The sequence below is a fragment of the Haloferax sp. s1 genome (genome assembly GCF_058382125.1).
This window is the reverse complement of sequence record NZ_JBZRPK010000721.1, coordinates 1-23,556: the sequence shown is the minus strand read 5'-3', so window position 1 is coordinate 23,556 and position 23,556 is coordinate 1. Positions and strand designations below refer to the sequence as shown.

At 61.2% G+C, this 23,556-nt stretch carries 18 protein-coding genes and 1 pseudogene; 7 read left to right on the top strand and 12 right to left on the bottom strand.

The genetic code is table 11. The annotated features are described in order from the left end of the window. Positions 1–65: 65 nt before the first annotated feature. A pseudogene (locus tag QT222_RS21165) lies at positions 66–4,307 on the bottom strand (LAGLIDADG family homing endonuclease); the annotation flags it as partial. A gap of 105 nt (positions 4,308–4,412) precedes the next feature. Then, a complete protein-coding gene (locus tag QT222_RS21160; RefSeq protein ID WP_004058381.1) occupies positions 4,413–5,018 on the bottom strand; it encodes a hypothetical protein in 606 nt (201 codons plus the stop codon). A gap of 247 nt (positions 5,019–5,265) precedes the next feature. On the opposite strand from QT222_RS21160, the gene QT222_RS21155 reads away from it, so the two are divergent. The 4 genes from QT222_RS21155 to QT222_RS21140 all read left to right on the top strand — a co-directional run bounded on the left by QT222_RS21155 (position 5,266) and on the right by QT222_RS21140 (position 9,528). Continuing rightward, complete coding sequence (locus QT222_RS21155) at positions 5,266–5,844, top strand: biotin transporter BioY (RefSeq protein WP_004058383.1); 579 nt, start codon at positions 5,266–5,268, stop codon at positions 5,842–5,844. After that, positions 5,845–6,546 carry an energy-coupling factor ABC transporter ATP-binding protein gene (locus QT222_RS21150; RefSeq protein WP_491478291.1) on the top strand — a complete coding sequence of 234 codons (702 nt, stop codon included), beginning with the start codon at positions 5,845–5,847 and terminating at the stop codon, positions 6,544–6,546. Beyond that, the gene (locus QT222_RS21145; RefSeq protein WP_491478290.1) at positions 6,540–7,244 is read left to right on the top strand and encodes an energy-coupling factor transporter transmembrane component T family protein; all 705 of its coding nucleotides are present in this window, start codon (positions 6,540–6,542) and stop codon (positions 7,242–7,244) included. Before QT222_RS21150 ends, QT222_RS21145 begins: the two co-directional genes overlap by 7 nt. 169 nt (positions 7,245–7,413) lie before the next feature. Beyond that, positions 7,414–9,528, top strand: a complete 2,115-nt coding sequence (locus QT222_RS21140; RefSeq protein ID WP_491478289.1) for a heterodisulfide reductase-related iron-sulfur binding cluster — start codon at positions 7,414–7,416, stop codon at positions 9,526–9,528. 208 nt (positions 9,529–9,736) lie between these two features. On the opposite strand, the gene QT222_RS21135 is transcribed toward QT222_RS21140, so the two are convergent. Then, complete coding sequence (locus QT222_RS21135; RefSeq protein WP_491478293.1) at positions 9,737–10,189, bottom strand: ferritin-like domain-containing protein; 453 nt, start codon at positions 10,187–10,189, stop codon at positions 9,737–9,739. Between the two features lie 165 nt (positions 10,190–10,354). Between QT222_RS21135 and QT222_RS21130 the strand changes: the two genes are divergently transcribed. Then, positions 10,355–11,095, top strand: coding sequence for an archaellin/type IV pilin N-terminal domain-containing protein (locus QT222_RS21130; RefSeq protein ID WP_491478288.1), 741 nt, complete (start codon positions 10,355–10,357; stop codon positions 11,093–11,095). Positions 11,096–11,350: 255 nt separating this feature from the next. Here QT222_RS21130 and QT222_RS21125 read toward each other — a convergent pair whose 3' ends face one another. From QT222_RS21125 to alaS, 9 genes are all read right to left on the bottom strand, one after another. Then, complete coding sequence (locus QT222_RS21125) at positions 11,351–11,725, bottom strand: VOC family protein (RefSeq protein WP_491478287.1); 375 nt, start codon at positions 11,723–11,725, stop codon at positions 11,351–11,353. A gap of 43 nt (positions 11,726–11,768) precedes the next feature. After that, complete coding sequence (locus QT222_RS21120; protein ID WP_004058394.1) at positions 11,769–12,092, bottom strand: 4Fe-4S dicluster domain-containing protein; 324 nt, start codon at positions 12,090–12,092, stop codon at positions 11,769–11,771. 87 nt (positions 12,093–12,179) lie between these two features. Beyond that, a complete protein-coding gene (locus QT222_RS21115; protein WP_491478286.1) occupies positions 12,180–13,253 on the bottom strand; it encodes a DUF7827 domain-containing protein in 1,074 nt (357 codons plus the stop codon). Between the two features lie 135 nt (positions 13,254–13,388). Then, the gene (locus QT222_RS21110; protein WP_004058399.1) at positions 13,389–14,105 is read right to left on the bottom strand and encodes a DUF7827 domain-containing protein; all 717 of its coding nucleotides are present in this window, start codon (positions 14,103–14,105) and stop codon (positions 13,389–13,391) included. Between the two features lie 236 nt (positions 14,106–14,341). Beyond that, entirely contained in the window at positions 14,342–14,632 is a 291-nt protein-coding gene (locus tag QT222_RS21105; RefSeq protein WP_491478285.1) for a DUF7853 family protein, read from the bottom strand. 116 nt (positions 14,633–14,748) lie between these two features. After that, entirely contained in the window at positions 14,749–15,912 is a 1,164-nt protein-coding gene (locus QT222_RS21100; protein ID WP_004058403.1) for an acyl-CoA dehydrogenase family protein, read from the bottom strand. A 162-nt stretch (positions 15,913–16,074) separates the two neighbouring features. Then, entirely contained in the window at positions 16,075–16,788 is a 714-nt protein-coding gene (locus QT222_RS21095; RefSeq protein WP_491478292.1) for a type 1 glutamine amidotransferase, read from the bottom strand. 192 nt (positions 16,789–16,980) lie between these two features. Beyond that, positions 16,981–17,754 (bottom strand): alpha/beta fold hydrolase, encoded by a 774-nt coding sequence (locus QT222_RS21090; RefSeq protein ID WP_491478284.1) that lies wholly within the window; start codon positions 17,752–17,754, stop codon positions 16,981–16,983. 108 nt (positions 17,755–17,862) lie between these two features. Next, the gene (gene alaS / locus QT222_RS21085) at positions 17,863–20,631 is read right to left on the bottom strand and encodes an alanine--tRNA ligase (RefSeq protein ID WP_491478283.1); all 2,769 of its coding nucleotides are present in this window, start codon (positions 20,629–20,631) and stop codon (positions 17,863–17,865) included. A gap of 123 nt (positions 20,632–20,754) precedes the next feature. Between alaS and QT222_RS21080 the strand changes: the two genes are divergently transcribed. Together QT222_RS21080 and QT222_RS21075 are read left to right on the top strand one after the other, a co-directional pair. Beyond that, positions 20,755–21,240 carry a TspO/MBR family protein gene (locus QT222_RS21080; RefSeq protein ID WP_491478282.1) on the top strand — a complete coding sequence of 162 codons (486 nt, stop codon included), beginning with the start codon at positions 20,755–20,757 and terminating at the stop codon, positions 21,238–21,240. A gap of 120 nt (positions 21,241–21,360) precedes the next feature. Then, on the top strand, positions 21,361–23,556 hold a 2,196-nt coding region (locus QT222_RS21075), incomplete at its 3' end, for a GAF domain-containing protein (protein ID WP_491478281.1).

Here is a 23,556-nt window from a genome sequence, read left to right as displayed (position 1 = left end):
TTTTCGTTGGGAGCCTAGGCGGTGCAGTACGGGTAAGCTCGTCGGCAGCGGCAGATGTGTACGTGATCTAACAGCTGCTGTGCGTGTTCGATGGCCGCATCACCCTCGACGCCGAGGAGGTCCGCAAGCTCGTGTTTTAGTAGCCGAATTCGGTCGTCGGCATCGCTCTCGTCGACTGTTTCGACAGCCTTCACGCGTCTCCACTTGACATCACCCCGAACGAGTCGTCGGATCGATTCGAGGTCCGTGTCAGCGACTGATTTAACGATTTCACGGAGCCGGCCTCTCGTGACTGCTCTGAGTTCGTCGTCCGTACCCCAGAGCCGAGAGATCTGTTGCTGGCTGAACGAAGTTCCCACTGCCAACTCAGACTGAGAGACGTGGTAACGTTCTTTAACAATCGAAATCGTCGCCCAGTCACACGGTTCAGAGAGTTGCGAGACGTCTGACTCGGCCTGTGACATTCGACTCTCAAACGCGTCGAGAACCGTTCGAGCACATGAGAACGAGATGTTCGCGTCCTCGTTCTCGAAGTTGCAGTAGGTCGAATCGACGAGTCCGCATTCGGAGACGTGAAGCCGTAGCGACTCACGGAGCGACGATAGTACCCCTCCACAGTTCGGAATCACGTCGAGAATCGTTCGGTCACCCGAGACGGACTCACAGACCTCGTCAAGCGCCGATTGTTTGCGTTCCAGTGTGAATCCGATATGGCGGTTGAACCGCCGGAGGGAGTCTGCTGCTGTCACCGCAAGTACGTACAAGTTCCGTTTACCAGAGCGTTCGCGGTGCTGAATCTGCGTCGTGACGCCGAACTCCAAGAGGAGACTCTTGATTCCGAGCAGCAGTTCGTAGCTGGAAGAGCTGATTTTGACGTTGCCGGAATCGGTATCGACACACCCTTCGCTATCAGCCATCGCGCGCACGAACGCCGCTTTCGCCGCCAGCGAAGCCTCCGAAACGGCAGCCGGGAACGCTTTTCCATCATAGATTTCGAGGTTCATCCCGGCATCAAGTACCGCGTCAGCGTACTCACGGCCCGGTAGCCGTACGGTCTCGACGCCGTCGTCACGCTGTTCAGACGGGGGGCGAACCGGTTCCACACCGAAGGTGTCGCGACAGACCTGCTCGAAGTCGGCGAGCAGTTCCTCCTCCTTGTTGGTGAATCGGATACCGTAGGAGCCCGCCTCACGGTTGTAATACACGTTCCCGTCGCCGGAAAGGTAGCCGAGTATGGCACCAAACGCAGGGGAGAGTTCGTCTTCGGTGGCAGTGATCGTCGCCTCAGCGGTCGATTCGGCAGTTAGGACGCCCCCATCCGTCGCTCGGGGAGAGAGGTGACACGGGACGTAGACCCAATCGCCGGGGGAGACATCTGCTGCGGGCTTCTCTACACGCTCACCGTTTTCGAACGTGATGAACGGGTGGTCGTGAATCGCGGTGAGTTGCTCACCGGACTGCAACGTTATCTGTGTCAGTTCATCCGGTGCATCGTATTCATGGATAGCCGTGACCGGTCGAGTCACCAATCTCCCGTCCTCAGTCATCGTCCACGCTTCTGCGTCGACGTTCCGAATCGTTCGACCGTTCGGTAATTCCTCGATAGACCCCTCACATGCAGCGTCGTGTGCAAGGTCTCTGATGCGTTTGATTCCCCCGTCAGCGAGGTGGACGAGGGAGTCGCCAGTCACACACCGCATCTTGTCAAGCTCGTCGACAGCCGCAATCCCCTTGTCCGCAAGCACGAGGGCACCCGCTTCGAGCGTCCACTGCTGGCCGTCGCCGAAATCGTCGCGAACCGCCGCAGCGGTGAGCCCTGCTGACGAGGAACCCTTCCCGGAGGTGTAGACAGAACGCGGCGCGATATTTCGAATATATGATAGCATCTGAGAATTATGCGAGACGAGCCCGTTGGAAACGTAGCTGTGGGTGCCTTCGACTTCGAGGTCGTAGACCCATTTTTCGGTGGGTTCGACGCGCTCGATAGAGTCGATTCGCTCCCATCCGATGTCGCCATCGACGAGCGATCGGAGTTCTGAAACATGGTCTGCAACAGACATGCCGCCATCCGCGAGGGCAGACGAGCCGACACTGTCGGCAGTTCGAAGCGCGTCCTCGAACGAAGAGACGACGCGCGAGAGACTTTCACGGCTTGGGTTACGGTCGCCGCGTTCGTAGTGCTGATACGTCGACCTTGGTAGCCCACAGTCAGCCTGCGTCAGTCCGAGCGTCTCACGAAGTTCACGAAGCTCCCCGCCAGCCGGGACGAAATCGGAATTGGTGTTTTCTTCGACAGCAGCGTATTCGTCGCACGCAACCGATTTTCGCTCGGTGATGAACCCAATCCGCGCGACGTATCTCGCAAAGTCGTCGCCGCTGATACGGAGCCGGTAGCTTCCGTTGTGCCGCGGGTGGAGTTGTGAACTGATGCCCGACGCGAGAAGGAGCGTCCGGACGTCTTCGAGGAGTTCCCGACTCATCGACGCGACAGTTATTTCTCGCTGCGTTGCCGAGACGTGGCCTTCGCCTTCGATAAATGCACGGACGAACGCTCGTCCGGTTTCAGAACTCGCAGACACCACCGCCTCAGGGATGCGTTGGCTGTCGGAGCCTGCGAGAAGTGAAGGTGAGAGGTTTGCGAGGAAGCTGACGAACTCGCCAGAGCCACAGATAATCTCACGAGCGGATTTCCCATCGTGGGGCGACCGCTCGAAATAGTTCAGTCCCAATCGGTCGAATGCGTCAGCTACGTCGTCCAACACCTCGCGGTCGTTGTTCGTCACAGAGACGAACCCAGTGGCATCGTCGCGCTGTTCGACGTACCCCTCTGCAACGATGTAGCCAACGAGCCGAGCAAGCCACGGCGTCCACTCGTCCGGCAGGTCCAGACGAACCGTGTTGTACGACTTCGACCGGCGGAATTCGACCGCAAGGTCGTCGGTCCCGGTCATTGGGAGTGAGCGCGGTGCTGCGACGAATTCTCCCTCGGTCAATTCGTCGGAACGAACGGCAGCAGTCATCCCCTCGTCGCGGATGAAGAGCGGATGAGATGGGGTCGCTGTGAGTTCCCGTCCGGTGTTCGTTCGGATGCGCAGCAAGTGGTCCGGCGCTTCGCGCTTCCAAACTTTCGTCGCCTGCCGGGAGGTCAACGTCCCGTCGGGGGCGAGAGATGGGACCTCGAAGTTCGCGCTGTCCCACACACCGTCGTCGATTGGTTTCGGGTCGTCGAGATTCGACTCGACCAACTCTCGAATCGGTACGTCGCGCCCATCGGCAAGCGTTACCCGCGTGTCGCCGGTGACGCACTTCCCTGTACCAGGGTCCCCTATCAGAAGCATGTGCAGGTCACCGCGAATCCGAGACCCGTCGGGAAGGTGCTTCGTGACACCCGAGAAGAGTTGGAGAATCATGGCGAGTTTCTCCTGGTCGTAGCCGTAGATAGCCGGGGCCACGGAGTCGGTCATCTCCTCGTAGATGTCGGGCTTGTTGGAGAGTTCGACGATTTGAGCCACGTCCTCGTCGGTAATCTCCATATCCTCGAACTCCTCGTCCTCGATAGCGAGCGAGATGCCCTCCATGTAGTAGTCGAAGACTGGCGTCTTCTCGTTGCCCGAGGTCTGTTGTTCGATGTGGAGGATGCCGACGGCGGTAACGTGGTCACCGGCGGTGACCTCCCCGGTCACGTCGTCGGTGAGGTTGATGTCGATACTCTGTGGCGTCTCGCCCCCGCGCAGGCCTTCGGGAGACTCTTGGACGCGCAGTTTCTGCGAATCGACGAAGTTCGACTGGTCGAAGTCGATGCGGAACGGCCCCTGACGCTCGCATCCCTGACACTCGTGTGGTTCCTGAAAACCGCCGTCACCCTGCGGGATGTAACTCATCGTCCCGCAGCGCTGGCACTCGAACGCGGCTTCCGTAATCTTCGGGCGCACGTCCGTCGCTTTCCGGACGATTCCCTGGACGCCGATGAGGGTGCCGATGTGGTCGTCGTTGACTCGAATATTCCGGATATCGACGGTGTCCGGAAGGTTCCGCATCCGGACGTGCGCCTGTCCGAGTTTGACGTCCGCGGGTAGGTCGAACAGGCGAAGCGCCTCCTCGGCGTACTCCTGGTACTGCCCGGGTTTCGTGATGTAGTCGTCGGCGAGTTCGGCGTCGAACCTGTACAGGTCGTCGTAGTCGATATACAGGGAGCGCTTTTCTTTCGGGTACTGCTGTGCGAGCGTCCCGATTTCCTCTCGATAGTAATTGCGGTAGAACTCGATGAACCGCTCTGTAAGGTCTCGATTCTGCGGGGCCTGCGCCATCGGACAGGGGTATGTCCCCAATCGGTTAAGAACCTTCGTCGTCCGGACGGGTTAATTTCATGTCATGACCGCGCATCGGCCCCGAGAACCGGGGCAGAAAGGTCCCTACAGAGACACGTCCGTTTCGATGTCTTCTGTCGCCTCTCGAAGTCCGTCGCGGCGGGCGTCTTCGGCCATCCGCTGTGAGAGGTCGTCGTCGGTGAGCAACTCGGTGAAGTCGTCACGGAATCGGTGGTTGGCCCGCGTCGACCGGATATCCGCCTCGGCGACAGGTCGGAACTCGCGAATCACGTCGACCGGCACATCGAGTTTCTCGGCGAGCGTCTCGTCGTCAGCGCCTTCGACGAGGAGTTTGTCGAATCGGTCCGCGTCGAAGGGGTACTCGCGGTCACTGTCGCGGACGAGGTGGAGGTCGAAGCGAGCAGTCCGAATCGCAGCGGGCGCGGCGTCGAGTTCGACTGCAAGGTCCTCGTCGGAGTCGCCGTCGAAGTAGCCGACGACGAGCGTGACGAGCGCATCGTCGGAGAGGTCGGTCTCGAACCCGTAGCGCTCTCGCATCGTCGTCACGAGGTCTCGGACGCGGGCGCGAACCTCCTCGGGGTCGTCCACGTCGGCGAGCGACCCGCGCGACTCGGACTGCCGTTCAGTCACGGTGTCCGACCCGGTCGTCTCGATGAAGATATCGCGGAGTTCGGCAGTCTTCTCGTCCATACCCGATAAATGACACCGCCAGCGTCTTTAATCGTATTGTCGCAAGTGGCTGTGACGGTCGCGACGGCCGCGTCGACCGCGTCGACCGCCAGACTACCGGTGGCGAACCTGACGAGAGAACTCGACCGAGTGATGATGATGATGAAACTTGACCGACTGACATTCTCAGTAGACGTAACGACGGTGAGCCAGCCGCTACGCCCCGTAAACCGGTACTTTCAATTGAGTTTACGAGACAGCGACAGTCATGGCAGCAGAACACGAATCGGTCGAACTCGTCGGCGACGAGCTCGTCGGCAACATCGCCCGCGCTGCGTTGTTCGCGGCGCTCATGGGTGCGAGCTCGTACGTCTCGTTCCCGAATCCCATCTCACCCATTCCGGTGACGATGCAGGTGCTCGTCGTCTTCCTCGCGGGCATCTTCCTCGGTCCCGTCTGGGGCGGCGTCTCGATGGGACTGTACCTCGTTGCCGGGGGACTCGGCGCGCCCGTTTTCTCGGGTGGCTCCGCCGGACTCGCCCCACTAGTTGGGCCGACGGCCGGGTACCTCTGGTCGTACCCAATCGCCGCCGCGCTCGTCGGCGCACTCGTCCACGGCGGGGTCAGTCTCGGCGATTACCGCGTGAGCACCGTCCGCCTCGTCGGCGCGATGGTCGCCGGAACGGTCGTCATCTACGCACTCGGGACGGTCGGCTTCGCGTACGTCCAGGGAGTCAGCCTCGGCACGGCCTTTGGGCTGGCCTCAGCCGCATTCATCCCCTTCGAGACGTTCAAAATCGCCGCCGCCGTCGGTATCGTCCGCTCGGACGCCATCGCGGCGAACTAGATGATTCGCGTCGAGGACCTCGTCCACCGCTACGGCGACACTGTCGCGGTCGACGGCGTCGACCTCACCATCGACGACGGCGAGTGTGTCATCCTTGCAGGGGCGAACGGCTCCGGAAAAACCACACTCGTCCGTCACTTCAACGGACTTCTCGAACCCGACGAGGGGTCCGTAGTCGTCAACGGTAGTCGCGTCTCCGAGCATCTCGTCGCCGCTCGAACCTCGGTGGCGATGGTGTTTCAGCACCCCGAAGACCAACTCGTAGCGGCAACCGTCGGTGCCGACGTGGCCTTCGGCCCGGGGAATCTCGGTCTCGACCGCGACGAAATCGACCGCCGAGTCAGTGAGTCGCTCGCCGCCGTCAACCTCGCTGGCCGCGAGGACGAGCGCGTGGACTCGCTTTCCGGCGGTGAAGTCGAGCGCCTCGCAATTGCGGGGGCGCTGGCGATGCAACCGGACCACCTCGTCTTGGACGAACCCTTCACCGGGCTGGACGAACCCGCTCGCTGGTCGGTGCTCGCGCGACTCCGCGAACTCCGCGAGGCGGGAACCAGCCTCGTCATCGTGACGCACGACCTTCGAGACGTGGCGTCGCTCGCCGACCGGGTGGTCGTCCTCTCTGGCGGTCGAATCGCCCTCGACGAGGACCCCGACTCGGCCGCAGACAAACTTCCGGACCTCGACGTTCGACCACCGTGTTGACCTACGAACCCGGCGACTCGCTCGCCCACCGACTCGACCCGCGGACGAAACTCGCGGTGCAAATCTCGTTTGCGGCCGCCGGGTTCGCACACACGACGCCTGTCGGACTCACTGTCCTCGGCGTCGTGGCTGCGGTCTGTCTCCGCGCGGCCGACACCGCCCCGTTTTCGGCCCTCTACAGCCTCCGCTATGCGATTCCGTTCCTCGTTGTCGGCCCTATCGTCGAGGCGGCCCGTCTCGGTTCCCCGTGGTTCGAACCCGCGGCGGCGGTCGACCCTGCACTCGCCAGCATCCGCGTGATGCTGGTCTTTCTCGTCGCTGCGGCATACGTTAGAACCACGCCGGTGCGCGAGTCCCGTGCCGCGATTCAGCGCCTCGTTCCCGGTCGGTTCGGCGTCGCACTCGGCGTCGGCGTCGCGCTCGTCTTTCGGTTCCTCCCGTTGGTTCGGCGTGATTTACTCCGGGTCCGAGAAGCGCAGGCGGCCCGACTCGGCGACGAACGTCGGCTGGACGAACGGCTGTCGCTCGTCGCCGCCGGCGGGCTTCGACGGTCGTTCGCGCGGGCGGACGCCCTTGCGCTCGCACTCCGTGCCCGGTGTTTCGCGTGGAATCCGACGCTTCCGGTGATTCGACTCGGTCGGCGCGACGTACCCGGTGTGGTGCTCGCGCTGGCTTTGCTTTCGAGTACCATCGTTTAACTGGAATTAGGCGCTAAGTCCCCTTCCTCAAGGAGCAACGCAGGGAGCGAAGCGACCGAGTAGCGCAGTAGGGAGGGGTAGTTCACCCGAACCCGAATGTCCCGGAATTCACCGACGTAGGCGCGATACGGGTGACAAGATTTAACCTCCAGTTCATTAGTGATTGATTATGGGATTTGTGGCGCAGGCGGAGGTCACACGAGAGACCTTCTGGACTATTAGCCCGGTTGGAGAGGCCCTCTTCTACGGTCTCGCCGCTATCGCCTCCCTCGTCTTCCTGTACGGGGTGTACGAGCGCGTCGTTCGGTACGCGCACGGCGAGTCGGACCCATTCGACCGACTGTCTGACCTCCCGGGGCGAATCATCCGCGCAACCAAAGTGGTGTTCTCGAACGAGAAGCAGTTCGACCGCGACCTGTACGCGGGTGTGATGCACACGTTCATCATGTGGGGCTTCCTGACGCTCCTCATCGGGACGACCATCCTCGCCATCGACATGGACATCTGGCAACGGGTGACGGGAAGTTCGTTCTTCGTCGGCGACTTCTACCTCTCGTACTCGTTCGTCATGGACCTCATGGGTCTGCTGTTCGTCGTCGGTATCGGGATGGCCCTCTGGCGGCGCTACGGCGTCAGACATCCGCGTCTGTGGGGCAAACACACCAGCTTCGAGGACGACGCGTTCATCTGGACGCTCTTTCTCCTCGGCGTCGGCGGCTACGTCATCGAAGCAATCCGCATTGTCGGTACCGAGTTCCCTGACTTCGAGACGGTGAGCTTCGTCGGCTACTTCATCGCTATCGTGTTCGATGCTGCAGGCATGAGCCAGGGCCTCGCCCAGACGCTCTACTGGTTCGGCTGGTGGTCACACGCCATCCTCGCACTGGCGTTCGTTGCAGCCGTCCCGTATGCGAAACCGCTGCACATGCTCACGTCGTTCGCGAACGTCGTCACCGCGGACGAAAAGGCTGGCCTGCGCCTGCCGAAAGTGCCCGCCGACACGCCGCCGGACGAAATCGGCTACGTCTCGGAAGACGACTTCTCGTGGAAGGCGCTTCTCGACTACGACGCCTGTACGAAATGTGGTCGCTGTGCCGACGCCTGTCCGGCGAAGGCGGCCGGCCGCAACCTCGACCCGCGTGACGTCATCCTCGACCTGAAGACCTACCGCGACTCGCTCGATGCGGGCGGTGAATCGGTCGACATCGTCGCCGACGGCGGTACCTCGGTTATCGCCGCCGAGTCGATGGAGTCGTGTATGGCCTGCATGGCCTGTATGGACTCCTGTCCGGTCGACATCGAGCACCTGACGCACTTCACCGAGATGAACCGCCGCCTCACCGAGACGGGCCAACAGCAGGAATCCGTTCAGGAGGCGATGATGAACATCTTCTCGAACGGCAACGCCTTCGGCGACCCACAGCGCAAGCGTCCCGACTGGACCGACGACCTCGACTTCGAGGTGCCCGACGCCCGCGACGAAGCCGTCGAGTTCCTCTGGTACGTCGGTGACTACCCCTCCTACGACGAGCGGAACCGCCGCGTCGCCCGCGCCATGGCCCGCATCTTCGAGGAGGCGGGCGTCTCCTACGGTATCCTCTACGAGGACGAACAGAACGACGGAAACGACGTGCGCCGCGTCGGCGAGGAGGGTCTCTACGAGATGCTCGTCGAAGACAACATCTCCGCGATGGACGACTGCGACTTCGAGAAAATCGTCTGTACGGACCCGCACTCGTACAACACGTTCAAAAACGAGTATCCGGAGATGGACGAGTCGTTCGACTACCCGGTCTTCCACTACACCCAACTGGTCGAGACACTCGTCAACGACGACCGGCTCGGTCTCTCCGGAACCGAACTCTCCGCACAGACCGTCACGTACCACGACCCGTGTCACCTCGGGCGGTACAACGGCGAGTACGAAGCGCCCCGCGAGGTCATCCGCGCGACCGGCGTCGAACTCGCCGAGATGCCCCGTAACCGCGCGGACTCGTTCTGCTGTGGCGGCGGTGGCGGTGGGCTCTGGTTAGACCACGAAGAGGAGTCCAAGCCGTCCGAAGAACGCCTCCGCGAAGCGCTCCAAGACACCGAGGCTGGAAGTACAGTCGAGCGATTCGTCGTCGCCTGCCCGATGTGCGCGACGATGTACGAAGACGGTCGCAAGACCGGCGGCTACGAGGACGACCTCGACGTGGTCGATATCTCGGAACTCATTGTCGAAGCGCTCGACGAAAAGGCCGGTGTCACAAGTACGAGTGAGACGCCCGCTTCGGCCGACTAAGTAGCGTCCGAGTACGACTCCGTTTTTTCTCGCTACTTCGATTCGAGCAGTCCGTAGATACCAAACGGTGAATTTTCACACTCGGCGGTTCGAAGCGCCACGTCGTCACCGGAACAAAAAGAGGGGCCGGGCATACTCACCGCATCGAATCGACGCAGCGAGTGCCTTTCGGAGCGTTACAGTACCCAAAGCGCGTTGCGTCGGGTGATTACTCGCGGTCGTACTCTTTCTTGAAGCCGCGGAACTCCGTGCGGTGTGCCTCCTCGTCGGCGAGGATAGTCACAGCGAGGTCTTCCGTGACGGGGTCGTTCGCCTCTTCGGCAGCGTCGATGAGCGAGCGGTAAGTCTTGATTGCGTCCTCCTCGGCCGTGAGGACGCCATCGATGACCGAGAGCACGTCTGTGCTGTCCTCCGGGGGTTGCAGGTCGTGCTGGCGCGATTCGAAGGCTGCAGACCCCGGCGGCTTTTCGTCCAGTTGCTTCAGCCGGTTTCCGAGTTGCTCGGCGTGCGTGAGTTCCTCCTGAATGTCAGTCTTGAGTGACTCCTTGATTTCTTCGGCCCGAACGCCATCGAGGACGATGGAGTTCGTCATATAGTTCATCACCGTCTCGTGCTCGTCTTGATAAGCGCGCTTTAAGAGCGCGGTCACGTCCTCGGACATGGCACCGCCGTATTGACGCCCTAACATCATATACCTGTGCGACGCGGCGAATTCGTTCGGGTACTCGATACGAATCCCGTGACGGTGGGAGACGAGTAAAACACCCGAAAAATCAATCTCAAAAGTATTTTCACACCCCTTATTCCTTCTCAGTAGGAGAAACTCGTGAGTAGAACTGAGAGGGGTGTTTCCCCAGTCGTCGCAACAGTGTTGTTGGTCGCCATCGTGCTCGTGCTCGCAACGACCGTATCAGGCTATCTCTTCGACGCTGCGGACAGATACACGGAACCGCAGGAAGCCCGTGCATTCGGTGAAACGTCCGTCGTTCTCGGTCCCGAACACCGGTCGTGGAACGGATGGAACTCCGCCGGAGGCGAAACACGAGGCGACATCGACCGCATACGAATCGCGTACACCCACGGACCCGTGTTCGAGGGCGACGACATCGGGTCGGTACTCGTCCGGTGGCGCGGCGACGACGGTAAGGGTGGACAACTCCGGTTCGTCAATCCCAATCGGTTCAGCGACGACACGGACCAGCAGTATCACGACGGAGAAGTTGGTGAGTTCTGTACCGGTGACTTCGGTGCGGGAGAACAACTGACCATCCGAATGGTCCATAATCGATGGCAGACCGACGGGGAGACCGGCCGCGACGATGTCGGCGTCAGGTACGTCGAGTCCAACTGGAACGATATCGCAGCGAGCGATGGGCCATTTTTCAGAACGAACGGGCGGTACCCAGTCGAATACGACGGTGACAGACCAATGGAAGCCGATGATACCGTCGAAATCCGGTTTTACGGCCCCGAAGACGAACTACCCATCGCAGAGATAGAGACGACTGCGAAAGTCTCCGAAGGCAGTCCACGCGAGGTTGACGGAGACGAGTTCGACTGCGAGTGAGATTCGAGTCGGTAATGGATTTCATTTGAATCAGTGACGGATGTCGTTCGAGTTAGTGACGAATTGAATACACGTGAGCTTCGAGTCACATTCATATTAGCTACTTGTTACATATGAGTCAGCATCGAGTTTTATCTGAGTCAGCATCGAGTGACCGCTGCGTCGGTAACGAGTCACATCTGAACCAGTATCAGAGTACATCTGTATCGGTGACGAATCAGTTCGTGTCAGAGAAAACTCGCGGCGACTCAACCGTCAGTCTTCGAATTCGACCAGTTCGACGACGTAGCCGTCCGGGTCTTCGACAAACGCTGCACGGGCGTTTACGGCCTCGATATCGAACGGTGGATTCACGACCACTGGTGATTCGGCTTCGACGAGTTCCTCAAAGATGCGGTCCACGTCGGCGACCTCGATGGCGATGTGGTCGATGCCCGAAGGCTCGATGCGAGCGGTCGACGTAGAGTCGTACTTGAGTTGGAGTTCCATGTCGGTGTCGTCGCTCCCGAGATAGACGTTCTTGACCCCGTTGAGTTCGAACTGGTTGGTTCGTTCGAGGCCGAGTTCGGCGTAGAAGTCGAGCGTTGAGTCGAGGTCCGAGATGGCGATTGCAGTGTGAATGAGGCCCATACGGGACGCAAGCGGGCAAGTGAGATAACGTCTGGTCTCGGTGTCAAGCCTGCCGGGAGGCGTCCACGTCGATGGCGTCAACCGGGCAGATATCGACACAGAGCATGCAGTCGATACACTGGTCTTCGTTCGTCGGTTCGACTTTCAGTTCGCTCACGGGGTGGTCGGGCGTGTCGACCCACGTGAACACGTCGACCGGGCAGTTTTCGAGGCACGCGCCGTCGGCGAGACAGATGTCGTAGTCGACGGCGACGTGCGTTCCGTGGATACCCAGTTTCTCCGGTGGTTCGACGGGTCCCCAGACGGCAACGCCATCTTCTTCACCAACTCGCTCTCTGTTCTGGTCGAAGTTCGGATCGATAGCCATTTGCGGAGCGTTGGCTGTGAAGCGTACTAAAACGTCCGCATCGGGTACAAAAAATCGGAGACGGCTCAGGGGGAGTTGGGAACCGAATCAGCGCCGGGCCGCGAGGAGCGCCGCGCCCGCGAGGGCCACGACAGCGATGGATGCTCCGAATCCGGGGATACCGGTGTCGGTGGACTTCGCGGTGCTGTTCGTGGTCCCGTTTGCGGTCGGCGAGGCGTTCGCATCGGCGTCGGTTGCGGGCTGGTCGGTCGCTATCTGCTTTTCCGTGACGGCGAGCACGCCGACGTTGACAGTCTCGTTCGAGTCAGAGAGTCTGAGGTCGTACTCGTGGGGTGTCTCGATGTTGGTCGTCGATTCGTTCCACGAGATGCTCTCGATTCGGTCACCGTTGGAGACGGAAATGTACTCCTCCGGCGGTTCGTCGGTTGCGGTCAGGTCAATCGAGACGTTGGTTTTGTAGTCGCCATTGCCGTCAGCGAGTTCGACAGACGTGTTGTAGCCCGTCTCTACCGATTCAATGGTGAGCGTCGCGGTTCCGTTGGAGCCGAACACGACCGGAATTTGCGCGGTATCTTCGACGCCGGGAGTCACCGTGACAACGCTGTGTTCGAAGTCAGGGTCTTCGGGCGGCGTCGGTACCGGCGTCTCTGAAATCGGGTCGGTCGGTGTCTCTGAAATCGGGTCGGTCACCGAGTCGTTATCTTTGATGGAAAGTACCGCCGTGTCGTTCGGGTCGTCCATCGAGCCGACTCGCAGGTCATAACTGCCCGGGTCGAGCAGGTTGGAGAGCAAACGGGAAGACTGCGTTAGATTCGTCACCGAGTCGTCGCCAGCGGCACTGAGGTACGACGATGGGTCAGTTTGAGCCGCAGTCGTGGTATTCAGTTCGAGTGTGACTTCGCCGTCGCCGTTCTCGTCGACGGCCGTCGCGTGTACGAGAAAGCCTTGGTCTTGGTTGCCGATGTGAACGGTCGTCGTGTCGTTAGCGTCACCCGACGCTTCGACCGTGATAGCTATTACTTCACCTTGCTCGCCGGTGAACTCGTTGTCCGCAAACTCGTAGTGGCCTGAGGCGGCCGCCGCGGGAGTGGCCGCGGACGCCAAGAGCGCCACCACGAGGAACGTCGTCGTCAACAGTTCAAACCGTTTGGAGGGGAACATCTGATTCCACTTTCTCGACCACGACTAAATTAATTACTAAATTGTCATTTCCAACTAACAGTCGAGACTAGCAGGTAGGAGTACAGAGAACACGACGCAAAAAGATGGAAATCGAGTCGAGGGTAGCTACCGGCCTTATTCGCGGACTGCGACGAACGCCACCGCAACGAGTGCGATGACTGCGAGAGCGGCGCCGAACCCGGGGATGCCGGTGTCGGTGGACTGCTCGGTCGTCGCGTCGGTTGCCGACTCGTTGGTTTCAGACTCGGTCGTGGACGCGTTGGTCGTCTCCTCCGTGGCTTCGGTCGTCGTCTCCGTAGCCTCGGTCGTAGTCGTCGCCGTCGTCGTGGTCGTTTCGTTCTCCTCGATGACGAGCGTCGCCGTGTCGGTCGAGTTGTTCATCGAACCGAGGGTCAGCGGGTACTCGCCAGCGTCGAGCGGTTCGGAGAGGTTCTCCGTAGCCTGCGTCGCGTTCGTCACCGAGTCGTTACCGGTGGCGGTGAGGTACGACGAAGCGTTGGCCTGACCCGCAGTGGACGTGTTCAGTTCGACGGTGACGTTGCCGTCGCGGTTCTCGTCAACGACCGTCGCGTTGACGAGGAAGCCCTGTTCTTCGCCCCCGATGTGGAGGTCGAAGGTGTTGTTGTCGCCAGCCAGTGCTTCGGATGTGTTGTTCACGCCGTCCGCTGCCTCGAACGTGATAGAGACTACATCGCCTTGGTCGACAGTGGAGGTGTCATCCGCGAATTCGTAGTGGGCCGAAGCGGCCGCCGCGGGTGCCACGGCGGACGCCAGAAGCGCCACTGCGAGGAACGTTGCCGTCAGCAATTCAAATCGGTTGGAGATACGCATTCAGCGCTACTTTCTCAACCACAAATAAGTTATTTACTAAGTAGTCATGTCAAACTAGAATTGATATTGATGATAAATAACATCATGATATTGATAGTATGATATCCAATAACATAGAACCGACAGTAGCGATAACTAACAGCGTCGTTCGCTCGTGCGCACCGAATCTTTGCGAGAAGTAACTCAGACTACCTGACGGACGTGCGTGGAAAAAGACACAAAGAGAAAACGACAGGTTACGCCTGCGCCGCCTCAATGTGGTCGATGACGTGCGATATGTGATGCTGGTCCCGAGATGGTGCCTGTTCGCGGTATGCGCGAAGGGCACCTACGAGATAGTCGAGTTCGGCACTGTTGAAGTCTTCATCACCAGCTTCGACCCGCGCGAGCAGGCTCGGGGCTGGCGTCGGCTCTTCGTCTGCATCGACCGCCCGCTCGATTGCTGCGAGCAGAGCGGCATGGACGACCCACGACTCGTCACGAGAGAGGTCGAGTGTCGCCGGACGGTCCTTAGCCGAGGTGGTCATTGTGGGGTGCCTCTATCGTAATCTATGAGCGAGGAGATATAAATGTATGTGTACTGTTGTCACAGTACACGCACAACTCCGAAAGCGACGAGGTCCCCCACTCCAGGTCCCGAAGCTTACTCGAATGCTTCGATTCCCGTCAGGTCGGCACCGATGACAAGCGTGTGGATGTCATCGGTCCCTTCGTAGGTGTAGACCGTCTCGATGTTCTCCATGTGACGCATCGGCGAGTAGTCGGTCGTGATGCCGTTTCCGCCGAGCACCTCGCGGGCCGTTCGCGTCACGTCACGGGCGACGCGGACGTTGTGGCGCTTCGCCATCGACACGTGCTGGTGGCGCAGGTCGCCGCGTTGTTTGAGTTCGGCGAGTCGGTGAGCCTGCAGTTGCGCGTTCGTGATTTGAGTCGCCATCTCGGCGAGTTTGCCCTGCTGGAGTTGGAACCGAGCAATCGGGCCACCGAACTGGTCGCGGTCTTTCGCGTACTGGAGTGCATCCTCGAATGCGTCGCGGGCCGCGCCGACGACGCCCCACGCGATGCCGAACCGCGCCTGCGTGAGACACGAAAGCGGTCCTTTCATGCCCTCGACGCCCGGAAGCACGTTCTCCTCGGGGACTCGAACGTCGTCGAGACCGATTTCGCCCGTGACCGACGCGCGCATGGAGAGTTTGTCCTCTATCTTGTTCGTCGTCACGCCGTCGCGGTCGGTTTCGACGAGGAAGCCGCGGACCGGCGACCCGTCTGCGGACACGTCTCGCGCCCAGACGACGGCCACATCGGCGATGGGAGAGTTCGTAATCCACGTTTTCGACCCGTTGAGCACGTAGCCGTCGGCGTCCTTCTCGGCAGTCGTCTCCATTCCCGACGGATTCGAGCCGTGTTGCGGTTCAGTCAGTCCGAAACACCCGACTGCCTCACCCGACCCGAGCGCGGGAAGCCACTCGTCTTTCTGGGCTTCCGACCCGAAGGCGTGAATCGGATAGATGACGAGCGACCCCTGCACACTCGCCATCGACCGAAGTCCGGAGTCGCCCGCTTCGAGTTCTTGCATCAGGAGTCCGTAAGCACGTTCGCCGAGTCCGGGAAGCCCGTAGCCGTCGAGGTTAGGCGCATAAAACCCAAGCTCGCCCATCTTCGGAATGAGGTCCATCGGGAACGTTCCCTGCTCGAAGTGGTCGCCGATATCGGGTTTCACCTGCTCTTCGACGAATCGTCGTGCTTCGTCGCGGACGAGTTTTTCTTCGCCGGTCAGGTCCGACTCTAATTCCAGATAATCGAGCATGATAGTCCCTGCGTCTGGGGTGGTGAAAAGCGATTCGCTCACACGCGACACAGAGATGTTACAAGCAGTTGCGACGGACGATATTTAGTAGTTTTCCCTACATGAATAGGAGTAGAAGAAAGACAACGACGCGGCGACTTCGAGCGTTCGAATTCGAGTGACTTAGGCCGCAGATTCGACCGTCTCCGTCCTCACGCGGTCGACGTAGGCGACGAAGTTATCGAACAGACGCTTTGCTTCGCAGGCAGCATCGTAGTTTTCGGGAGTAATGTCGTCGAGGACGGACTGGATTTGCTCGTCGGGCAGGAAGTCCTTCTCTCGCGCAATCGCTTCCGCAGTCTCCGTGTCGTACTCGGGGTGGAACTGGACGCCGAAGGCGTGGCCCCGGCGGAAGGCGTGAACGCCGAATTCGTTCTCCGCGAGGAGTTCCGCACCCGGCGGCAGTTCGCTCACGTAGTCGCCGTGGGACGTGAACACGGTGAATTGCCCGCTGATGCCAGCGAGGAGGTCGTCCGCGTCGTCGTTGGTCGTCCGCTCGACGTCGTTGTAGCCGAGTTCGTAGTCGTCCATATCTTCGACAGTCCCACCGAGCGCCGCGGCGACGACCTGATGGCCGAAACAGACCCCGAGAATGGGGAGTCCTCGTTCGTCAGCCTCGGCGACCCACGACACGAGGTTCTGAATCCACTCGTCGTCCCAGTAGGCCGACGACGACGACCCGGTGATGACGATGCCATCGTAGTCGAAGTGGTCGGGAAGGTGTCCAGCGGTGGCGTCGAACTCGACGAGGTCGGCGTCCAGTTCGCGCCTGAAGTTTCGTGGTGTGTTCTCGTCGGCGTGTGACGCGTCCAAGAACGCAAAGCGCGGTCGATTCATCGTGGTGGAGACAGATGGCGAGAGAGCAAAGAAGTTGCGCCCGAGACCGCTTCTGCCGCCGCCTGCGACGGCAGGGGTAGCTACCGGACAGGCCATCGAATGTTCACTTCCACATAAGGACTGTTGTAACTATTTACCGGTGACCATCGTCCCGGTGCTGGCGACACCGGTAAGAGACTACAACAGTCCTTATCAGTCGTCGAGCGATTCGAGAAAGCCGACGATGGCGTCGTTGACGACACGAGACTGCTCGACGGTGACGAGGTGCCGCGCTCCCTCGAACGACTCGAATTCCCCGCGCGGCAGGTCGTTCGCAAGGGCGCGTCCGCCATCGACCGGCCAGACCGGGTCGTCGTCGCCGTGGATGACGAGCGTCGGGACCGTCACCTCGTAGAGCGGATCTGCATCGTACTCGGCGATTGCGGCAGTCTGTGCCGCCCACACGTCAGGGTCTGCGTCTTCCATGCCGCGCCACTCGACGATTTGGTCGACAACATCGGGTTGTTCCGTTCGGAACTCGTCGGAGAGCGCTGGCGTGAGTGACTCGCGAAGCGCATGCGGGTCGTCCGGCGCACCGTAGAGCGGTTCGGGGTCGATATCGGTTCCTGAGGCCGCAGTACCGACGAGGACGAGACCCCGAACGCGGGAGGTCGTTCGGGCAGCCTCAAGCGCGACCAGACCGCCCAGACCGAACCCGACGAGATGGGCTTTTCGGATGTTGGCGTCCGCGAGGACGGCCACAAGGTCGGAAACGAGCGTTTCGACCGAGTACGGGCCGGAAGGCGCATCCGACTGACCAGACCCGCGAAGGTCCATCACCACGCTTTCGAACGGACCGGCGACCGCGGCGTGTTGCCAGCCCCACTGCCACGCGCCGTATCCCGCGTCGCCGACGAAGACGACCGGTTCGCTCTCGCCGTCCGAATCGTAATAGAGTTCGACGCCATCGGAGACTGCTGTCGGCATACCTGTCGGTCGTCGGGCGAGCGACTTAGGGCGTCCGTCTCGTCAGGAGGCGAGTCAAACGGGGGAATAGAGAGAAGAAAGATTCGTGGTGCCGCCAGTTCAGCCGGTTTAGGCGTTCAGCACGGTCCGCAGTACGTCGGGAGCCTCGTCGAGCACGTCGTCGAGTGCGTCCACGTTGGGACCGCCGCCCTGCGCGAAGTCGGCCGGGCCGCCACCGCCGCCGCCGACCTTGCTGGCGAGTTCGCCGACGACCTGTCCGGCGTTGATGCCGACGCCGTCGGGGACGCCGACGACGAACTGGGCGCTGCCACCGGCGGCGGAGCCGAGCACAGCGACTGTGCCCTCTTCGACCAGCGCATTTGCGGTTGCGCGGAGTTCGTCCGCGTCACTGTCGAGTCGCTGAATCACGGCGGGCGTGCCCTCGATATCGATTTCGTCAGCACCCGCGGCGGCGCGCGCCTCGGCGAGTTCCGTCTTCAGGCGGTCGATGGTCTTGCCGCGTTCTTTCCACTCGGTGAAGAAGCGCTCGGCCGTCTCGGGCACGTCCGAGGGGTTCACGTCGAGGACTTCGCCGGCCTCGTAGAGCGCGTCTTCGGTGCGCTGGGTGGCCTCGATAGCCGCGTTGCCGGCGGCAAACACGACACGCTCGACGCCGTCTTGGACCGGCTCAGTCGTCAGCACTTTGATTGCGCCGATGTCGCCGGTTCGCTTGACGTGGGTGCCACCGCAGGCCTGCACGTCGCTGCCGACGTGGATAAGGCGAATCTTTTCGCCCGGCGGAATCCCTCCCTGATAGAGGTCGAAGCCGTGTTTCTTCTCGGCGTCGCGGCGGTCCGGCCACTCCTGTTTGACCGGGATGTTTCGCATCACGAGTTCGTTGGCGACGCGCTCGATTTGCTTGACCTCCTCACGGGTGATGCGCTCGTAGTGCGTCACGTCGAGGCGAGAGCGGTCGACGCCCTTCGAGGCACCGGCCTGCCGAATGTGGTCGCCGAGGACCGTGCGGATGGCGTGGCCGATGACGTGTGTCGCCGTGTGGTGTCGCATGAGACGGCGACGACGCTCTACGTCGAGTTGACCGCGGACGAATTCGCCCTTTCCGGGGTCGTCGTCGGTATGGTGGAGGACGACGTCACCCTCGATTTGCACGTCGGTCACTTCGACCGTCGTGTCGTCGGTTGCGAGCGTCCCGTGGTCGGCGGGTTGGCCGCCGCCTTCGGGGTAGAACATCGTCTGGTCGAGGACCACGTCGTAGCCCTCCTCGCGCTCGAACACGTCGAGGACGACCGCTTCGAACTCGGTTCGCTCCTGGTCGTCGTAGTAGAGTTTGTCCGTCGCAGGAAGGTCGCCGAGGCGCTCGTCGTGGCCCTCCGCGGCGGTTTCGGCGTCGACCTGCTCGTGTCGGTCGGCGACGAGCGAGTAGAAGTCGTCGGGGATGTCGACTGTCGCACCGCGCTCCTCGGCAATCTCCTGCACCATGTCGGGTTGGATGCCGTGGGAGTCGTACAGTTCGATGAGTTCGGAGACCGGGATGGGTTCGCCCGTCTCGGCGTAGTCGTCGGCGAGTTGCTGGACCTTCCGAGAGCCGCGTTCGAGCGTCTTGCGGTACTTCCGCTCTTCACTGCGGACGATGTCGCGGATGGTGTCGCGGTTCTGGTAGTCCAACCGCTCGGCCTGCATGTCGACGAGTTCGTCGAGCGGTGCGTCTACGCCGAGATTGTCGACGAGGCGCTTGGTGCGGCGGAGCACCATGCGAGCGAGGTAGCCCGTCCCGACGTTCGAGGGGACGATGCCGTCGCCGAACATGTACGCGAGAGTACGGCAGTGGTCGGCGATGGCGTAGATGTCTTCGAGCGGGCGGAGCAGCGAGGTGAGTCTCTGAGTGTCGACACCGAGTTCGTCGGCGACTTCGGCGCGGGCGGTTGCGAGGTCGTCGATTTCGTCGATGTCGAGGTGGCCCGAGAGCTTTGCCGCGCGGTGGATGAGTTCCTCTTCGTCGTCGGTGTGTTCGATGCCGACGTTCTCCTTGAGGAAGTCTATCATGTCGGGGTAGACGGCCTCGTAGACCGTCGGGGTCCCCTGCGACACCCACGTCCACCGTTCGAGTCCGTAGCCGGTGTCGACGATGTAGGTGTCCATCGGCGAGTAGGAGTTGCCGTCCTTGAGTTCGTACTCGCCGTCGGGGTCCTGCTTCATCGACATGAAGACGAGGGTCGCGAGTTCCGCGCCGCGGTAGAGTACCTCGAAGGCGGGACCGGCGTTGCCGCCGCCGACCCACGGGTCTTCGATGTAGGTGATTTCGGAGATGTCAGCGCCGAGCGACTCGAAGAACTCGTCACAGAGTCGGACCGTCTCGTCCTTCCAGTAGACTTCGCCCTCGTAGGCGTACTTGTCGCCCGCCTCCTCGCGGGCGTTGAAGGCGTGGTGCGCCATCATCTCGAAGGCCATCGTGTGACGACCGGTCTTGCCCACGTTGTCGATGTCCTGCATGCGGATACAGGGCTGCGAGATGGTGAGCGGATTCGCCGGCGGCGGCGTCTCGCCGGACGTGACGAGCGGCTGGAAGTCGTAGATAGATGCCTGCGTCAAGAGCACGTCGTCGCGCCAGCGGTTCGCAGCGACCGGATACGGTTCGATACGCTTGTGGTCGTGTTCCTCGAAAAACGAGAGGAACTTCTCGCGCATCTCCTCCAGCGTGTACTCCTCGTCGAATCCGGGGTTGTCGATGAAGGTGTAGTCATCCGCTGGCGGTTCGCCGCAGGTCTCTCGGTCAGGGTCACGTGTCCAGAAGTGTACGCCCGTCACGGGGCACTGCTTCCGGTAGAAGCCCTCCTCCTCGAAGTAGTCGAGGCGGTACTCCGATTCGAGTTCGCTCATTGCCAAACTCTGGTCTACCGTTGGGTAAAACAGTTCCGGGAAATGGACGCAGACGCCCGATTCGAGGCAATTTCACCCCACGAAGGGCGTGTCGTTCTTTTTCCTTCCAAACGAAACAGTGGTATGAGATTCGTATCCCTCCGTCGGCGACCCGCCGTCGAACTCCTCGCGTGGGTCGCCCTCGCCCAACTCGCGGGGGCCGTCGGAAGTATCTTCACCACCACGTCGCTCGACTCGTGGTACGCGACACTCGCTCGTCCGTGGTTCGCACCGCCGAACTGGGTCTTCGGTCCGGTGTGGGTGACGCTTTTTACCCTGATGGGCGTCGCCGCGTTCCTCGTCTCGCGGAGTGACCACCCACGAAGTCGGCGAGCACTCGTCGTCTTCGGCGGCCACCTCGTCGTCAACGTCGCCTGGTCTGCTGCGTTCTTCGGGCTTCAGTCGCCAGCGCTGGGTCTCGTCATCATCGTCGTCCTCCTCGCAGCAATTGCGGTGACGATGCGCGAATTCGCGCTCGTGGACCGGCGCGCAGCCGCCCTCCTCGCTCCGTACCTCCTGTGGGCGGCGCTCGCGACCGTCCTCAACTACGGATTTTGGTCTCTTAACTGAGCTCGACGAAGTGACGGTACCGAACTAGCGAGGGCATGAGACACGCCAGCAAGATTCTTGCCGTGAGAAAACATGCCGCAACGATTATATTTCTCGTGGGCGTCAGATAGGTGGACTGCCGTGCACGCAACGGAACCGACCGTTCTCGTAGACGATGACTTCGACGACACCGTCGACCTCGGAAACGGGGTCACGGTTGCGCCATCGAGCGACGGGAGAGACGTGACTAACGCCGCCTGCGTCGTCGTCTCGAACTCGGATGCGATGGTTTCGGACGACGTGGCGACAATTCTATACACCGACGAACGGCCCGAAGCTATCGAGAGACCGGAACGGTTCGATGCGTACGTGAGACGTGGCGACCGGTCGGGTCTCGAGTCTCAGATTCGCTGGGTTCTCGCGCGATGCGACAACGCCCGGGAATCGACAGCCAGCGACGACGATAGCAAAGACGACGGTTCGGGCGTCACGCAGAGCAGAACTGGAACCGCTCGTCAGAACACCAACGGAACCGTCCGTCAGAACGTCAACGAAGCTACCGCCCAGTACAGCGCGAGAACCGACGGACAGAATGACACCGAGTGGGACCGACTCAAGCGTCTCTACGAGGGGACGACGAATCTCATCACCGCCGAGACGGTCGACGAGTTGTACGACCGAGCCATCGAACTGACAGAACACATCCTCGAATTCGACAACACCCTCTTTCTCGTCCACGAGGACGACGGCTTCTATGTTACCGCAAACGACCACGAGTTAGCCGGAACAGGGCCGATACCGTCGGAAACGGGACTGCTCGCGAAAACCTACCAGTCGAAAGAGTCGTCACTCATCGACAACGTACGCGACCATCCAGCAGCGACACCTAACGACCCGGCGTATCGCTCCGCGCTGAGCGTCCCGATGGGGGACGATGGCGTCTTTCAGGCCATCTCGAACGAGGTGGGTGCGTACGACGAAACCGACCTTCGACTGGCGGAACTGCTCGTCTCGTACGTCTCTGAAACCCGCGCGCGAATCGAATCGGAGAGCGCGGTTCGAAAGAGCCGCGAACAAATCGAGCGACTCCACCGCGGGGCGACGGAGTTGGCCGCGGCGACGAGTCTCACGGAGTTATTCGACCAGACCGTCGAGATTACCGACGACATCCTCGAATTCGACATCAGTTACGTCGGCATCGTCGAAGACGGCTACATCATCCCGACTGCAATCTCGTCTCACGCCCCGGCGAACGCGGCCGAGCACGTCCCACTCGAATCCGGAGGAGTCGCGGCCGAGGTGTACCAGTCGGGCGAGAAACGCATCATCGACGACGTTCGAGACTACCCGGGGTCGAGGCCGGTCAAGCGGATGTATCGGTCCGCGCTGAGCGTCCCAATCGGTGATATCGGCGTCTTTCAGGCCACGTCGTTTACTCCCGCCGCGTTCGACGAACAGGACGTCGAGTTGGCCGAACTCCTCATGGCCCACGTCGCCGTCACTGCTGAACGAATCAGGGCCGAGGCGCGACTCCGCGAGGAACGCGACCGGTCGAACGCCCTCTTCGAACACGTCTCCGACGCCGCGGTCGCATACGATGTCGAAGCGGGTGCAGTCACCGTCCGAGACGTGAACCGTGCGTTCCAGACGACGTTCGGGTACGATTCGACAGATGTGGTCGGAAGCGACCTCCTCGGGCGAATCATTCCTCTGGAAGCTGAGGTGGACCCCGTCCCCGTCCCCGACCCCGATGTCGAAGAGACCATCCCGGAACTGCTCGTTGCGACCGGCGAGAGCTATCGCGGCGAAGTCTGCAGGCGGACTGAAGACGGCGTCCGCGAGTTCATCCTGAACGTCGTGCCGTTGTCTCCCGGCGAAGAGCGCGGGTCGGGCTACGCAATCTATACCGACATCACCGAACGGAAGACCCGCGAAAGCGAGTTAGAACGACAGAACGAACGGCTCGAAGAGTTCGCGAACATCGTGAGCCACGACCTTCGAAACCCGCTCGGAGTCGCCCGCGGGAACCTGCAACTCGCCCGCGAAACCGGCAGCGACGAACGGTTCGACACTGCGGAGACGGCACTCGAACAGATGGGCGAACTCATCGACGACCTTCTGTCGTTGGCTCGACGCGGCCAGCTCGTCGACGAAACCTCACCCATTAATCTCGGACACGTCGCACGGCGGGCGTGGGACAGCACCGAAACCGTCGATGCCCAGTTGACCACTGCGCAGTCGGTCGTCGTCGATGCGGATGAAGACCGACTCGCGGAGTTACTCGCCAACCTGTTCCGAAATGCGGTTGAACACGGTGGAGAGGACGTACGCATCGAT

What these genes read in the sequence shown, in the direction of transcription:
- QT222_RS21120 (WP_004058394.1), bottom strand. Translation starts at nt 12,092, where the DNA reads ATGGCTATCGATCCGAACTTCGACCAGAACAGAGAGCGAGTTGGTGAA.
- QT222_RS21110 (WP_004058399.1), bottom strand. Translation starts at nt 14,105, where the DNA reads ATGCGTATCTCCAACCGATTTGAATTGCTGACGGCAACGTTCCTCGCA.
- QT222_RS21140 (WP_491478289.1), top strand. Translation starts at nt 7,414, where the DNA reads ATGGGATTTGTGGCGCAGGCGGAGGTCACACGAGAGACCTTCTGGACT.
- alaS (WP_491478283.1), bottom strand. Translation starts at nt 20,631, where the DNA reads ATGAGCGAACTCGAATCGGAGTACCGCCTCGACTACTTCGAGGAGGAG.
- QT222_RS21090 (WP_491478284.1), bottom strand. Translation starts at nt 17,754, where the DNA reads ATGCCGACAGCAGTCTCCGATGGCGTCGAACTCTATTACGATTCGGAC.
- QT222_RS21100 (WP_004058403.1), bottom strand. Translation starts at nt 15,912, where the DNA reads ATGCTCGATTATCTGGAATTAGAGTCGGACCTGACCGGCGAAGAAAAA.
- QT222_RS21155 (WP_004058383.1), top strand. Translation starts at nt 5,266, where the DNA reads ATGGCAGCAGAACACGAATCGGTCGAACTCGTCGGCGACGAGCTCGTC.
- QT222_RS21160 (WP_004058381.1), bottom strand. Translation starts at nt 5,018, where the DNA reads ATGGACGAGAAGACTGCCGAACTCCGCGATATCTTCATCGAGACGACC.
- QT222_RS21105 (WP_491478285.1), bottom strand. Translation starts at nt 14,632, where the DNA reads ATGACCACCTCGGCTAAGGACCGTCCGGCGACACTCGACCTCTCTCGT.
- QT222_RS21125 (WP_491478287.1), bottom strand. Translation starts at nt 11,725, where the DNA reads ATGGGCCTCATTCACACTGCAATCGCCATCTCGGACCTCGACTCAACG.
- QT222_RS21080 (WP_491478282.1), top strand. Translation starts at nt 20,755, where the DNA reads ATGAGATTCGTATCCCTCCGTCGGCGACCCGCCGTCGAACTCCTCGCG.
- QT222_RS21135 (WP_491478293.1), bottom strand. Translation starts at nt 10,189, where the DNA reads ATGTCCGAGGACGTGACCGCGCTCTTAAAGCGCGCTTATCAAGACGAG.
- QT222_RS21095 (WP_491478292.1), bottom strand. Translation starts at nt 16,788, where the DNA reads ATGAATCGACCGCGCTTTGCGTTCTTGGACGCGTCACACGCCGACGAG.
- QT222_RS21150 (WP_491478291.1), top strand. Translation starts at nt 5,845, where the DNA reads ATGATTCGCGTCGAGGACCTCGTCCACCGCTACGGCGACACTGTCGCG.
- QT222_RS21115 (WP_491478286.1), bottom strand. Translation starts at nt 13,253, where the DNA reads ATGTTCCCCTCCAAACGGTTTGAACTGTTGACGACGACGTTCCTCGTG.